General features: G+C 58.6%; 13 protein-coding genes. 6 read left to right on the forward strand and 7 right to left on the reverse strand.

Features of this window, described 5'->3' with window-relative positions:
• Positions 1-44 precede the first annotated feature (44 nt).
• From AC56QP_RS09775 to AC56QP_RS09785, 3 genes are read right to left on the reverse strand one after another with little or no spacing between them, the layout of a single operon-like run.
• Complete coding sequence (locus AC56QP_RS09775; RefSeq protein ID WP_497100588.1) at positions 45-1,106, reverse strand: SIS domain-containing protein; 1,062 nt, start codon at positions 1,104-1,106, stop codon at positions 45-47.
• A 60-nt stretch (positions 1,107-1,166) separates the two neighbouring features.
• A complete protein-coding gene (locus AC56QP_RS09780; RefSeq protein ID WP_489859892.1) occupies positions 1,167-2,081 on the reverse strand; it encodes an ROK family protein in 915 nt (304 codons plus the stop codon).
• 6 nt (positions 2,082-2,087) lie between these two features.
• Positions 2,088-2,858, reverse strand: a complete 771-nt coding sequence (locus tag AC56QP_RS09785) for a GntR family transcriptional regulator (RefSeq protein ID WP_489859891.1) — start codon at positions 2,856-2,858, stop codon at positions 2,088-2,090.
• A 106-nt stretch (positions 2,859-2,964) separates the two neighbouring features.
• On the opposite strand from AC56QP_RS09785, the gene AC56QP_RS09790 reads away from it, so the two are divergent.
• The 5 genes from AC56QP_RS09790 to AC56QP_RS09810 all read left to right on the forward strand — a co-directional run bounded on the left by AC56QP_RS09790 (position 2,965) and on the right by AC56QP_RS09810 (position 8,979).
• Positions 2,965-4,293 carry an ABC transporter substrate-binding protein gene (locus AC56QP_RS09790; RefSeq protein ID WP_489863641.1) on the forward strand — a complete coding sequence of 443 codons (1,329 nt, stop codon included), beginning with the start codon at positions 2,965-2,967 and terminating at the stop codon, positions 4,291-4,293.
• A 72-nt stretch (positions 4,294-4,365) separates the two neighbouring features.
• Entirely contained in the window at positions 4,366-5,232 is an 867-nt protein-coding gene (locus AC56QP_RS09795; RefSeq protein ID WP_489859890.1) for a carbohydrate ABC transporter permease, read from the forward strand.
• A gap of 44 nt (positions 5,233-5,276) precedes the next feature.
• A complete protein-coding gene (locus AC56QP_RS09800; RefSeq protein WP_489859889.1) occupies positions 5,277-6,050 on the forward strand; it encodes a carbohydrate ABC transporter permease in 774 nt (257 codons plus the stop codon).
• 9 nt (positions 6,051-6,059) lie between these two features.
• Complete coding sequence (locus tag AC56QP_RS09805; protein ID WP_489859888.1) at positions 6,060-7,211, forward strand: ABC transporter ATP-binding protein; 1,152 nt, start codon at positions 6,060-6,062, stop codon at positions 7,209-7,211.
• 1,105 nt (positions 7,212-8,316) lie between these two features.
• Positions 8,317-8,979 (forward strand): HAD family hydrolase, encoded by a 663-nt coding sequence (locus tag AC56QP_RS09810; protein ID WP_489859887.1) that lies wholly within the window; start codon positions 8,317-8,319, stop codon positions 8,977-8,979.
• A gap of 214 nt (positions 8,980-9,193) precedes the next feature.
• On the opposite strand, the gene AC56QP_RS09815 is transcribed toward AC56QP_RS09810, so the two are convergent.
• Genes AC56QP_RS09815 through AC56QP_RS09830 form a run of 4 tightly spaced genes read right to left on the reverse strand, consistent with a single transcriptional unit; the run spans position 9,194 to position 12,071 of the window.
• Positions 9,194-9,634 carry an RbsD/FucU family protein gene (locus AC56QP_RS09815; protein WP_489859886.1) on the reverse strand — a complete coding sequence of 147 codons (441 nt, stop codon included), beginning with the start codon at positions 9,632-9,634 and terminating at the stop codon, positions 9,194-9,196.
• A 9-nt stretch (positions 9,635-9,643) separates the two neighbouring features.
• Positions 9,644-10,228 carry a DUF1349 domain-containing protein gene (locus AC56QP_RS09820; RefSeq protein ID WP_489859885.1) on the reverse strand — a complete coding sequence of 195 codons (585 nt, stop codon included), beginning with the start codon at positions 10,226-10,228 and terminating at the stop codon, positions 9,644-9,646.
• Positions 10,229-10,245: 17 nt separating this feature from the next.
• The gene (locus AC56QP_RS09825) at positions 10,246-11,055 is read right to left on the reverse strand and encodes an amidohydrolase family protein (protein WP_489859884.1); all 810 of its coding nucleotides are present in this window, start codon (positions 11,053-11,055) and stop codon (positions 10,246-10,248) included.
• A 29-nt stretch (positions 11,056-11,084) separates the two neighbouring features.
• On the reverse strand, positions 11,085-12,071 hold the full coding sequence (locus AC56QP_RS09830) for an aldo/keto reductase (RefSeq protein WP_489859883.1): 987 nt from the start codon (positions 12,069-12,071) through the stop codon (positions 11,085-11,087).
• Positions 12,072-12,336: 265 nt separating this feature from the next.
• On the opposite strand from AC56QP_RS09830, the gene AC56QP_RS09835 reads away from it, so the two are divergent.
• A complete protein-coding gene (locus tag AC56QP_RS09835) occupies positions 12,337-13,371 on the forward strand; it encodes an ABC transporter substrate-binding protein (protein ID WP_489859882.1) in 1,035 nt (344 codons plus the stop codon).
• The last annotated feature ends 33 nt before the right edge of the window (positions 13,372-13,404 follow it).

Raw genomic sequence — 13,404 nt, forward strand, 5'->3', positions numbered from 1 at the left:
CTCGCGTGCAATCGGTTTGGTCGGAGGCGAAGTTGGGGAGTGGACTACTCGACCGTTGTCACTTTGGTGCCATTGAGGAACACCGCGGGCGTAAAACCCCGGGCAACCGCCAAAGGCACCATCATGAACTGCAGCGGGATGATTTCCAAAGCCGGCAACAAGGCAGAAGGAGCGTCCGGCAGTTCCAAGATTTCAACCCCCGACCTTCGCAACTCCTTCCGAGGATTGGAGGCGATAACAAGACAGCGTCCTCCAAAGCGAGCGATATCCTGAGCTGTAAGTTCGTTTAGCTCGCGCACCGGGCCACTTCCCAGGAACAGCACCGCTCGAAAACCTTCGCGCACCAACTCCAGCGGACCGTGGCGGAACTGTCCGCCTGTCAAGGCAGTCGAGTCGAGCTTGGTGGCCTCCACCGTCATCAACGCAGCCATGGCTGCGCTGGAATAGCTGGCGCCGCGGGCAATGAAGTTCAGCGGTTTGTCATGACCGAGAAATTCGAAAGCTTCATGCGCACCATCTTCGAACCGGTCGAGATGGGCCGCCGCTGCATCGGCCACAAGCTCTATCTCAGCCGCAGTTTCCCGAGTTCTGTCGAGGAGGATACGCTCGACAACGCAGAGCGCGATGAAACCCGCCACATAGGTCTTGGTCGAAACCGCGTCTTCCCTGCCGGCGTCGGTTGCTATGGCGCAATCGGCCCATGCTGAAAGTGAATTGGTGGGACCGTTGGTGATTGAAATCACGAAAAACGGCCGGCTGGCGCTTTCGGTCAGTTTCTTCAGCTCTACGCTTTCTCCAGATTGGGAGATCGCGATTACCAGCGTGTCGGCACGCAGCACCTCCGGCGCTTGTTGGATAAGTTCGGAGGTGTCCCAAAGCGAAACCGGCACAGCCATTGTCCGTGCCAGCCGCTGCCAACTGCCGTAGGCACTGTGTAGCGATCCCCCCATACCAGTCAAAATGATATGACGTATCCGGCCGCTGGCCACAGCAGACGAGAGCGCCTCTATCTGAGCGGCCTTTGCCTCCGTTACACCCGCCAAAGCGCGGCGTATCGCTGCGGGTTGCTCGCGGATATCGGCCAGGAAATTTTTTGCGACAGTCATGACAACTCCATCTGTAATTTTCGGGGCAGAGGCGCGGTCGCCTCATGAAAAGAGGGTTCGTTAGAACATCTGTGCCGCCGCGCCGATGATCCCCGCATCATTGCCGAGTTCAGCGATCCCGAAACTCGTGTTTTCGACGTTCGAGGGCATGCCGCGGCGCTTGGTTTCGGCAAGGATCGCATCAACGAGGATCCCGCCGGCCGCGCTGATGCCGCCGCCAACCAGAACCTTCCTGGGTGCAAAAATGTTGCACCAACTGGCCGCGGCCATTCCGATCCAGAACCCGGCTTCGGATATAATACCGATGGCCTGAGCATTGCCGTCCAAGGTGTCGCGGACGAGCGCGGCGGTAGCACTCGTGGCTTTGTGACCCGGTCGAACCCGGCGGGCATACGCCTCGATCGCCTCGCCCGAGGCTACGGATTCGAGGCACCCCAGACAGCCTTTCCGGCAGCGCACCGCATTGTCGCGCACAACAATGACGTGGCCGGCGTCGCCAAGACAGCCATTCGCAGTGCTTGTTGGCACACCGTCCACCAGGAACGCCAGACCAATGCCGGTGCCGACGGTAATCATCAGCAGTCGATCAACGTCACGACCGGCACCGAAACGATGCTCGGCAATCGCCCCTGCGTCTGCATCGTTTATGAGCCGGACAGGGCACTGGAAGCGGCGCTTGAGAATAGCGGCGATCGGCATTCCATCGAGCGCCAGCACATTGCTGTCGTCCCCACTGACATGATCCGGGAGAATGTGACCGGGGTAGCCGATGCCGATCCCGGCTAACCGCTCGACCTTTTGACCGCGCATCAGATCGTCGATGGCGTTGGCGTAGTCGAAAAGGATCTTTTCGCCGGTTGGCGCCTTCGCATAGGTCACCCGTTGACGTGCGATGATCCTGCCGTCAGGCGAAACAAGCCCAAGCTTGGTGCTTCCTCCACCGATATCCACACCCATGACGAACCTCTCGCTCATGTGGGCTCAGTCCGCGAGGCGGTAGCGACTGACATGCAGTTTGAAATCGCCGCCCCGATAGGTTGATTTCACATACTCGGCCACGTCATCGCTTTCGGTCAGCGTGACGCGCCAAACGGCCAAAAGCGGGCTCCCTGGAGCAACCTTCAACACTCGAGCCTCCTCCTCGGTCGCTGCCACAGGCTCGAACAGGGCGTCGGTCCAGGCTGGGACCACGCCCCAGCGTTCTTCGATCTGGCTGTAGAGAGAGCCTTCTCCGACATTCAACCCTTCAATGCCGGAATACATATCGACCGGCAGGTAGACGTCCTCGATCGCAATCGGCACCTCGTTTATCGTGCGAACGCGCTTGAGATAGACGAGGGAAACATTGGCCGGGTGCTGAATCTTCAGATGGTTCTGCATGTCCTGGGGCAAGGACGCCACGATTTGTCTCTCAAGGACGATGGTGCCCGGCGTGTCGCCCGTTTTGCGAACCTCATGGGTGAAGCTGTGAAATCCAGAGACGCCGCCCATGCGTGCCGCGGTCTTGAAATACCCGCGACCCTGTTCGCTATATATTAGCCCGCGCGCTTCGAGCCGTTTCAGTGCTTGCCGCACCGTCACTCGGGATACTTTGAACTCCTTGGCCAGCGTGCTTTCCGAAGGTAGTTGCGGACCTTCGTCGCTCCTCGCGCCGCTCTCAATGTCGGCCGCTAGAATGTCGGACACCTGCGCGTACATCGGTACGCCCCCTGTCCTGCGAACCCCCATCTTACGGAACCCTCGTTCGCTCATTTTGCCGGCTCCTCGATTCGTATGTTTTCATGACTCGACATTAGGATATTAGCATGTTAATACAAGCTGTCAACGCAACGCTGCCTTAGGAGAGTTCGAAGTGAGTATGAAAAGACATGCGAAACTTCTCGCCGCCGCCGCCGCCCTGGCTATCTCGGCAGCCCCGGCTTTTGCCATCGATTGGAAAGCGCAATCAGGTACGGAAATCACCGTCCTTCTCAGCGAGCACCCCTGGACAGTCGCGCTGAGGAAGAACATTTCCGAGTTCGAGGCCCTGACCGGAATAAAGGTCAACATTTCCGCCTTCGCTGAAGACCTCTACACTGATCGCATGAACCTTGCGGTTCGTTCCACGGAGCCGCTCGCCGATGCGTATATGGTTCAGATGGACTCGGCCCTGTTCGAACAGTGGGGCGCGGATGCGGTCGAGCCACTAACCCCATTCCTCAACGACGCCAACAAGACGGATGCGGCCTACGACCTGCAGGATTACCCGGCCGGGTTCCGGCTTGGCGCGACGTTTCCGGTGAACGATCCGGCGGCCCAGCTCTATTCGATCCCGATCTCGTTCGAAGCCTACACGCTGTTCTACAACAAGGATCTCGTCGCAAAATATCTCGGCGGCAAGGTGCCGGCGACCATGGATGAGCTGATGGCCGACGCCGCCAAAGTGACGGCGGCGGGCAATGGGCAGGATTTCGGCGCCGCGATGCGCGGCAAGCGATCGGCCGAACTTGTTGATACGATGACCGGGATCGTGCTGGATGCCTGGGGCGACCAGCCCGCGGCGCTGCCGGAAAATATCTGGTTCGACGGCGACTGGGCCAAACCGCGCTTCAACGATCCGCGCATTGCCAAAGGCCTATCCTACTATGCGGGCCTGCTGAAGGCTGGCCCGCCAAGCGTGCTGTCGTATGGCTGGGAAGACGCCAGCCGCTTCTTCTCCGAAGGGCACGCAGCCTTTTTCGTCGACGCTTCGGTCTTTGGCCCCGGCTTCGAGGATCCGGCTTCATCCAAGATCGCTGGCAAGGTCGGCTATGCGCCCCTTCCCCCGTCCGCTGGCGACATCGGGTATAGCGGTCACTGGTCGTGGGGCATCTCAATCCCGAAGAACTCGAAGAAGAAGGGTGCGGCCTGGCTGTTTGTGGAATGGGCAACAGGTAAGGCCATGACAGCCGAACTTGGCAAAAACACCGGCGGCGCTCCGCGCCTCTCGTCCTGGGCGGATGCCGGCTACAAAGCCGCGCTCAACCCGGGCTATGTGGCGGCGGTGCAGACCCAGATGCAGCACACCCGCCCGACCTCGGTCTTCCGTGAAGGCTGGAGCGAAGTCGTCTTGCAGATCGTCGACACGATCCACGCGATGGTCGCGGGCACGCCCCCGCAACAAGCGGCCGATGGACTGCAAGAAACGCTGGCTGGCACTTTCCAATAACGCCTTCGGCGGGGGGGCGAACCGCCCCGCCCGCCGCACCGGTCCAAGATGCCTCTGATGTTGGAGACGACCATGCGGCGTACGGCGTTTAACCCTTACTGGCTTCTGGTGCCGGCATTGTTGATGCTAGCGCTCAACACTTTTTACCCCGTGATCTATTCGATCTATCTGTCTTTCACCGATTGGAACTGGGGCAAAACCAGCAATTTCGTCGGGCTGACGAATTTTATCAGCGTGCTGACCAAACCCCAGTTTCGCGGCGCATTCTTCAACACGCTGATCTTTTCAGTTTCCGCCGTTGTTGTGGAGACCCTGCTCGGGCTCGGGCTGGCGCTGGTCATCAATCGGCTCACGGTAGGCGCCGGAATAATCCGAACCATTCTTCTGATGCCCCTGATGGTTTCTGGTATCGCCGTGTCCCTGGTCTGGAAAGTGTTGCTGGACCCGACCCAGGGCATCATAAACTATTTCCTCGCTCAGATCGGCATCGCCGGCCCTGCCTGGCTGGGCACCGTGCCCACCGCCATGCCCTCCATCATAATGATCGACACGTGGTGGCAGACAGCTTTTACCTTCATCATTCTGTCCTCCGCGCTCAAGGGCCTGCCTGCCGAGCCCTTTGAAGCCGCGCAGCTTGAGGGCGCCGGCGCGTGGGCAACCTTCCGCCACATCACCTTGCCGATGCTCAAGCCCGTGCTCATTACCGTCATCATTTTCCGCACGGTGGACACGCTCAAGATCTTTGACATTGTCTTCGGCACCACCGGCGGTGGACCGCTTCGCGCCACTGAAGTCGTGCAGACGCTGGCTTACCAGACCGCCTTCAAGTTTCACCGCTTCGGCGAGTCGGCGGCGCTTTCGGTTGTGTTCTCCCTCATCATCCTGCTGCTTTGCCTTGCCTATCTTCGGCTCGACACCACGGAAGAGGACGCATCATGAGACCGGCATCCCTCGGCATCGTCTGGCGCTACGCAGCGGCAATTTTGGCCGCGATCATTTCGATCTTCCCAATCCTTTGGATCGCGATGATCGCCCTGAAAACCCGCACCGACGCCTTCGCCATCCCGCCGGTCTGGTTTTTTTCCCCAGTCTGGGAGCATTTCCAGCGCGCCTGGACCACCAGCGGATTTTCGGGGGCATTTTTCAACAGCGTGCTCGTATGCGTGATAGGCAACCTGCTCGCTTTCGCCGTCGGCATACCCGCTGCCTACATGCTGAACAAACGCCGCGTGCCGGCAAAGCGGACAATTCTGATCTGGCTGCTGATATCCTACATGCTTCCCGAGTTCCTGTTCGTGATCCCAATGTATGTGTTCTATCAATATGTTGGTCTCTATGACACGGTAATCGGCTTGGCGATCGTCTATCAGATCTTCACCTTGCCCTTCACGATCTGGCTCGTGCGCGCTTTCTTCGCCGATGTGCCCTCTTCCCTGGCTGAAGCCGCCCAGTTGGAGGGCGCCTCAACCAGCCAGATTATCTGGAAAATCTATGTGCCCATCGCCGCGCCTGGGCTTGCGGCCACCGCGATCCTGAATTCGATAAAGATGTGGAACGAGTTGACCATCGCGCTCGCTTTGACTTTCGACCGCGCCCAAACCGTCACCTTGGCCGTCGCGGGTTTTCGTGGCTATGCCTCGATCGACTGGGGCGCAATGTCGGCGGCATCCATCATCGTAATACTGCCCATGGCGCTTTTTGCCATCCTCGCGCAACGCCGCATCGTGCAGGGGTTGAGTCTCGGTGCCGTCAAATAGGCCACACGAATGACCGGCGCCGCTCGGGGCGGCTTGCTCGAATATTACAAGGATTGGAAAATGGCCAACGTCTCGCTTCGCAATATCGACATCGCCTACGGACCTGTGACCATCGTCAAGGCCCTGCAAATGGAGATTGCCGACGGCGAATTCACGGTTCTGGTCGGCCCTTCCGGCTGCGGAAAATCCACGATCCTGCGCCTGATCGCGGGGCTCGAGCCACATTCGGGCGGGGACATATTCATCGATGAAAACAATGTGTCGGCAGCCAATCCCGCCGATCGCAATGTCGCCATGGTGTTCCAGAACTACGCGCTCTACCCCAATATGACGGTCTTCGAGAATATCTCCTTTGGCATGAAGATCCGAAAAATCGATGCCACTGAAATCGATCGCGCCGTACGCGAGGTGGCCAAGATGGTGGGGTTGACGGATCACCTGCACAAGCGCCCCGGCAGGCTTTCCGGTGGCCAGCGCCAACGCGTCGCGCTGGCCCGCGCCATCGTTCGCCATCCCAAGGTTTTTCTGTTCGACGAGCCGCTGTCGAACCTCGACGCGGAATTCCGCGCTTCGATCCGGCTGGAATTGCGTCAGTTGCATCAGAAGCTGGGAGCGACGATGATCTATGTTACGCACGATCAGGTCGAGGCCATGACCATGGGCGACAAGATCGCGGTGCTTGCCCCGATCGCGGTTAAGGGCACCCACAATCTGATGCAATACGACACACCGGAAGTGATTTACAGCAAGCCGACGAACCTGTTCGTTGCGCGCTTCATCGGCTCTCCCAAAATGAATACCTTCGAAGCAGAGAGTTCAGGACAGGCAACCATACGCATCGGAGGCCAGGATATTGCCGTCAAGATAAAGCGACCCCTGCCATCCAAGGTGATTGTCGGCATACGGCCGGAGCACGTGGTTGTCGGTGCGCATGCCGAAGGCCCGACGATCACAGGACGGGTGGCGGTCACCGAAAACCTCGGACACGAGCGTCTGGTGTTCACTGAAACGAAAATTGGCCCCATCATACAGCGCGCTTCGGATCAGACGGTCTGCCCAACAGCCGGCGACGAGCTTGAACTGACATTGCTGCGCCACAGGCTTCACTTTTTCGACGCGGTCACCGAAGAGCGGATCGAGATGGTGTCAGACGCACTATAGACGCGTTATCCGCTGGCGTCGGAAAGGCTGAAGGGCCCTTACAGTATTGGCTCCGGCTCGCACTAAATCGTCGAGGTGGTTTGTTGGCGCATCATGTTCGAGCACGAGACAACCGATCTCGCTGATCTCGGATACGCGGTGCGGCGCTCGCAACTCGAGCTTATCAGTCGTAGCTCGGGCGACAATATAACCGCTAGCCGCTAGCAAAATCCGCTTGAAGGGCGCGTCAGGCGCCCACGCGATGGGCTCCGAAAGTCTCGTTTTCAATGACGATCTTGGCGCCGCCAGCATCGACTGTCGAACGTTCAGCGCTTCGACCGCTTGACGAAGGGCTTCGATGTTGGGCTTCGACGATCGCCCATCGTGGATTTCGAAGCGCCAGCGGCGTTTCAATGAGACCGTGTTGACGCGCTTCAGCCGGAGCGGGGCCGACTCGAGTTCGCGCGCACGAAGAACCCCAGCTCGGCGGCTTCAAGAGCCGTTGGCGACGACATAGACATCGGAATCTACAAGGCCGATCTGCGGGCCTCGGCCTGCCTGATGCGGCCGGGAGCGCCATGCATGAACCTGCTTGTTCACCCCTTTGACTCGACGGTTTCACGTCACACGCTGATTGTTCTCGTCGGGAGGGGGTTCGAGTCCATGTCGTGGGCAGATTTCAAAAAATACAATAAAATCAATTACTTATACAGGTATTTTGGTGGGCCCGGAGGGACATCGTCTATTCAACAAAAACAATCGGTTAGCAGGCGGTTAGCCCAGCCATATCCTTCGTATGTCTCGTATTCGGTGGCGAACCTGGTGGCGAGGACTCCGAATGAGACACCGGGCTTGTCCGACCTTCGGCTGCAGCACCAAATACCGATCAGTTGATCGATATATGGACAAATAAGGGTCGTAAACGAGGACGGGTCAATCATGGAACTCCCGTTCGACCGAATTCCTCGGCTGATTGCGTTTGCGCGGTTCGAAGAAGCGAAGAGACGATTCATAAGTGGCATGAATTAATCCATCTACTGTTCGTCCTTGTTGGCGACAGCCGTCATTGGGTAATCACTAACTGCAAAAACAGTAACAGCAAGAACTAGCCGAGAGGAACCAGAGGGTGACTATACGTGCCATTGCATGGGATATTGATGGTACCCTGATCGACAGCGAGCCTTTGCATCATGAGGCGCTGGTCACCGTCTGCAAGCGTTGGCAGGTCGACCTTTCGGAAATTCCAAATGACCGGTTCTGTGGCGTGCACATGCCAGAAGTATGGCTTTCCCTTTCGCATCGGATGCCGCCAAGGCTCACGGAGCAAACTTGGCATGATGCGATTGTTGACTATTACGCCGATAGGTGTCGCAGCCTTGAGCCAATGCCTGGCGCGATCGAAACGATCGACTGCTTCGCCGCGTGTGGCTTTGCACAGGTCTGCGTTTCAAACTCAGGTCGCAAGATCGTTGATGCCAATATGTTCACTCTTGGCATAAAGGAGCGCATGGCGTTCTCAATAAGTCTAGATGACGTGCGATACGGCAAGCCAGACCCCGAGCCCTATGCCACGGCATGTGCCAAGCTCAATCTCCGACCAACCCAGGTGCTCGCTGTGGAAGATAGTCTTGCAGGATTGCGATCCGCCCGCGCTGCCGGGTTGAAGACCGCTTTTTGTTCTCTCAATGACGCTGCTCACGTTGAGGCCGATTTTGCCGTTACGGACTTGCGGCAGCTGCGGCACATAGTCCTTCGTTGCATCGCCGAAAGAATCTCTCTCGAACACTAAATTGTGGCCAAGTTTCACCGCCTGCGGAAGCCGCGGCCAGAAACCAAGTGCTGGAAGAGATACTCTCTAGCTCAGGCCCGAGCAGCTCTCGCGGAACGGGCCGTAGCTCTAAAATCGACGGTCGCCGCAGAGGATTTCGCCACGTCAACTCGGCTGGCTCCGCGTTTGGCGTGTACGCGCGATCTTGGAGATGGAACCATCCCGGTCGGTTGTCTCAATTGCCCCCGAGGTTGACGGTACCCTTCCGAATAATGACGTTGCCGTAAAAAAGAGTTTCACCTGTCGCGATCACCGCAAATGCCTGCTTGGCCCGTTCGTAAAATGCGAAACGCTCAATACGTTTGAGCGTGAGCTTCTCGCCCGGCAGGTCATCGAGCGCCTTTTGCACCAGCCCGTGTGCTGGGACGATTTTGTCGGACTCGCCGATTACCTCCATGCCGAGCACAGGGTCTGGCTCGTCCCGATCCACCGGCATCACCGAAAGCACCGCCGTCAACATCCGCTTCAAGTCGCTCGCCTCCATGCGGATCAACCGCTGACCCACGGTTTGGGCCGGAAAGCTGCCATCAGCGATGGCGATCTCGTCTCCATGGCCCATGGCGCGCAGCGCGTAGAGTATGTCGGCGTTGAGAATGGGATCGATACCGATAAGCATGAGAGGTCCTCAAGTTAGGTCATGTAGGTCGGTCGTAATAGCCGGCCCAATCGACAATTCGGAAAAGTGAACCGTAAGCCCCGCGCGTTCTGGCGTGCAGGCGGTCGGGCCGACTTGGTAGGATGGCGCCACCGGAAACGGCGCAAGCCGCAGCAACGGCCAAAAGGAGCCGTCGCGGGAAGCCTGAATGCGGGCCGCGCCTTTGTCGATGGTGATGCGGATCCGGAAATCGTTCAACTCCTTGAAAGGCTGGGAGACCGACCAATCGGACTTGCCGTCGGTAATGACAGTCGACAAGAAGAGCTCGCCGTCAGTGAATTCGACACCAGTCTTGATCCATTTCGTCTCGTCGATCCGCACCATGAGACCGGCCTGGTCGTAGAGCGTGCGGAACTCACCACGAATGCGCATGCTGGCGGTGAAGCCACCGTCGCTGGCAAAGCCGAGAAAATGACCATTGTCGCGGGCAAAGCTGTAGTACGTCTCGCGCCAAAAGTCCGTCTTGGCATCAGTTGTCATCGTCAGGCCATTCTGATCAGCCTTCCAGTTCCTGGGCTCATTATGCCACACACCATTGTCGAAATCGGTATTCATGGAGGACCTTGCTCTGTCTAGAGTATGAGTTTGTATGCCGCCACCGCGTTGCGATGATAGAAGCGGGCGGCGATATCTGGGTGTCTATCCGACAGCCGCATGGCAATTGCCCTCACGTCACGATACGTGGCGGCAAGCGTGCAGACCGGCCAGTCAGAGCCGAAGATGAGGCGATCGGCGCCAAAGAGATCGAGCGCGATTTGCATGTAATGGTCGAAATCCTCCAGCTTCCAGGTCAGCCAGTCGGCTTCGGTGACCATGCCCGAAATCTTGCACCACACATTAGGCAGGGCCGCGATCTCTTCAAAGAGACGCTGCCACGCAACCATCGAACCGCTCGCAATCGGAGGCTTGGCAATATGGTCGAGCACGAAACGACCCTGAGGATGGGCCTTTGCCAAGTCGATTGCCGATGGCAACTCACGCGTACGCGACAGCAAGTCGTATGTCAGCCCGGCTCGGACCACCGCCTCCACCCCCCGCCTTACCGCGAGGCTGTTCAACCAGCCGGCATCTGGCTCGTCATGAGCAATGTGACGGATGCCGACAAGACGACTGCCGCCGGGGATGGCTTGCAGATGCTCGATCTGGCCGGCGACATCGTCGGCCAGAAGATCGACCCAGCCGACCACGCCGGCAATAAAATCCTGCGTATCGGCAATGGCCAACAGGTCACCGGTCTCCTCGGCGTCGTGCCGGCACTGGACGACGATCGTCTTGTCGACGCCGGCTTCATCCATCAGCGGCTTCAGATCGTCAGGACCGAAGTCCGACCGCAGGGGCCGCATGGCATCGCCTGCCATCCAGGGATAGTCGCCGGTCGACAATTTCCAGAAATGCTGATGGGCATCGATGATCATGCGGTCGGCGCCTCGGCACGGATGAGGCCCCTGCCCCGCAGGTCCTCCCATAGCGACGCGGGAATAGGCCGCCGAAAGAGCTCATCGTTTTCAAGCATTTCCGCGCGGCTACGGACGCCAGTCAGGACGCTTGCGACGGCCGGATGCGCCAAGGGGAACTGGATCGCCGCGGCCTTGAGCGGTACGCCGTGCTCGAGGCAGACTTTTTCCAGCTCCAGTGCCCGGTCGATCAACGACCTGTCGGCATCCTCGTAGTTGTATTTGGCCCCTGCGCTGGGATTGGCGAGCAAGCCGCTGTTGTAGACGCCACCGATGATCACGGAGATGTTCTTCTTAACGCAGGTGGGGAGGAATTCTGCGATCGCACCTTGCTCCAGAAGCGTGTAACGACCAGCCAGCAGGAAACAATCGAAATTGCCGTTGCGGGCGAATTCCGTCAGCATCTCGGCCTGGTTCATACCCGCACCAACCGCACCGATTCTGCCCTCGGCCCGGAGCTTGTCGAGCGCCTTGTACGCACCGTCGAGCGCTTGCCGATAGTGGCTGTCCGGATCGTGAATGTGCAGCACGTCGATGCGGTCGAGCCCGAGGCGCCTCAGGCTGTCCTCGACAGAGGTCATGACTCCGTCATAGCTAAAATCGAACACTGGCCGCAGCGGCGGGGTCGCCTTGTAGTACTGGTCCTCATCCTCTGGCTCGTCGGGCAGCCGCAGCAGACGGCCCACCTTGGTGCAGAGCACGTAATTGTCACGCGGCTTGGTTTTAAGGAAAGCGCCGAGCCGTTGCTCAGCCATGCCGTTCCCGTATTGAGGGGCAGTGTCGAAGAAGCGGACTCCAAGCTCCCACGCCGCATCCATCGTCTCGTGCGCGGCCTGCTCACTTGTGGCGTTGTAGAGGCCGCCGATCGCCGTTGTTCCGAGCCCGAGCGCAGTGGCCGACAGCTCGGTGCGGCCGACTCGCCGCTTCTCGTATCCTGCTATCATGAGATCGTCCCGTCCTCGCGCCGCTTTAAGTTCGAGCCACTTTCTTAGTCTGTGAATAATTTTCTTCAAAGAAAAATCTCTTGCGTTCCACAAAAAATTTGTATTCCGTGAAACCCGAAACAATACGGAGAGATGGGGACTTGGCAAGGCATCGCCCTTCGGCGAAGGGCGCCGAGACGCATTGGATTTACGTCAGCGCTTTGCGGCAACGCGAGCGGCTTCAAGAGTTAGAGAACGAGACATCGGTACAAAGAAGGGGATCGCAATGAAAAGACGCGAATTTCTCGGTATGGCGGTGGCCACACTCGCAACGCCCGCCATCATTCGTCCAACCCAGGCCGCAGACAAGAATCTGCGCCTTTTGACCTGGGAAGGCTACGCCGACGATCAATGGGTTAAGGCCTTTGAAGCGAAGACAGGCGCGACGGTCAGCGTCAGCTATACCGGCAGCGTTGATGAGATCTTTGCGAAGATGACGGCGTCCGACGGAGCCGATTTCGACGTGGTCGCGATTGAGACCTCGTCGTACAAGCGCCTTACGCAAGAACGACTGATCCAGCCGCTCGATTTTTCCAAGTTGCCCGCGGCGCAGAACCTAGTGCCGGCCTTCAAGGCGGTGCCGGCAATCATTTTCGACGGCAAGACCTATGCAGCCCCATTTGCGTGGGGCTCAATTCCTCTGATCTACAACGCCGATACGTTCAAGACCGCGCCCGACAGCTGGGACGTCCTGTGGGATCCGAGCTATCGCGGCAAGATCATCGTCATGGACGATGCCAACAACGCGATCGTGACGACGGCATTGGTTCTCAAAGTCAAGGATCCGTTCAACCTAACCGATGCGGACTTTGATGCTATCAAAGCAAAGCTGCTCGCCCAGAAGGCGAACGTTACCAGCTACTACGCCGGCTTCGACGATGGCGTGAGCATCTTTGCACAGGGTGGCATCGACCTGATGATGTCCATGGGTGAGCCGCAGCTGCCGATGTTGGAGAAGCAAGGTGTGAACGCCGCCCTGACGATCCCAAAGGAGGGAGCGATCGGCTGGATCGATTGCTGGACCATCAGCAAAGGCGCGCGGGATGTCGACCTCGCTCACGCCTGGATCGATGCCATGCTGCAGAAAGAGGTCGGAACCTATATCAGCGAGAAAACCGGGTACGGCAACACGACAAACGCGGACGCCAATACGAAGATTGGCCTTACCTATTCGGACAAGCTGGTCTTTCTGCAGGCGCCGGAGGATTTCTCACGACGGATCGCGGTCTGGAACGAGATCAAGGCAACACCGGTTCCGTGATGTCAGTCCAGGCCAGTGCCCGCGGCGACGAAG

This window comes from Mesorhizobium sp. RCAM 05104 (assembly GCF_059683645.1).

What these genes read in the sequence shown, in the direction of transcription:
- AC56QP_RS09775 (WP_497100588.1), bottom strand. Translation starts at nt 1,106, where the DNA reads ATGACTGTCGCAAAAAATTTCCTGGCCGATATCCGCGAGCAACCCGCA.
- AC56QP_RS09780 (WP_489859892.1), bottom strand. Translation starts at nt 2,081, where the DNA reads ATGAGCGAGAGGTTCGTCATGGGTGTGGATATCGGTGGAGGAAGCACC.
- AC56QP_RS09785 (WP_489859891.1), bottom strand. Translation starts at nt 2,858, where the DNA reads ATGAGCGAACGAGGGTTCCGTAAGATGGGGGTTCGCAGGACAGGGGGC.
- AC56QP_RS09790 (WP_489863641.1), top strand. Translation starts at nt 2,965, where the DNA reads ATGAAAAGACATGCGAAACTTCTCGCCGCCGCCGCCGCCCTGGCTATC.
- AC56QP_RS09795 (WP_489859890.1), top strand. Translation starts at nt 4,366, where the DNA reads ATGCGGCGTACGGCGTTTAACCCTTACTGGCTTCTGGTGCCGGCATTG.
- AC56QP_RS09805 (WP_489859888.1), top strand. Translation starts at nt 6,060, where the DNA reads ATGACCGGCGCCGCTCGGGGCGGCTTGCTCGAATATTACAAGGATTGG.
- AC56QP_RS09815 (WP_489859886.1), bottom strand. Translation starts at nt 9,634, where the DNA reads ATGCTTATCGGTATCGATCCCATTCTCAACGCCGACATACTCTACGCG.
- AC56QP_RS09820 (WP_489859885.1), bottom strand. Translation starts at nt 10,228, where the DNA reads ATGAATACCGATTTCGACAATGGTGTGTGGCATAATGAGCCCAGGAAC.
- AC56QP_RS09830 (WP_489859883.1), bottom strand. Translation starts at nt 12,071, where the DNA reads ATGATAGCAGGATACGAGAAGCGGCGAGTCGGCCGCACCGAGCTGTCG.
- AC56QP_RS09835 (WP_489859882.1), top strand. Translation starts at nt 12,337, where the DNA reads ATGAAAAGACGCGAATTTCTCGGTATGGCGGTGGCCACACTCGCAACG.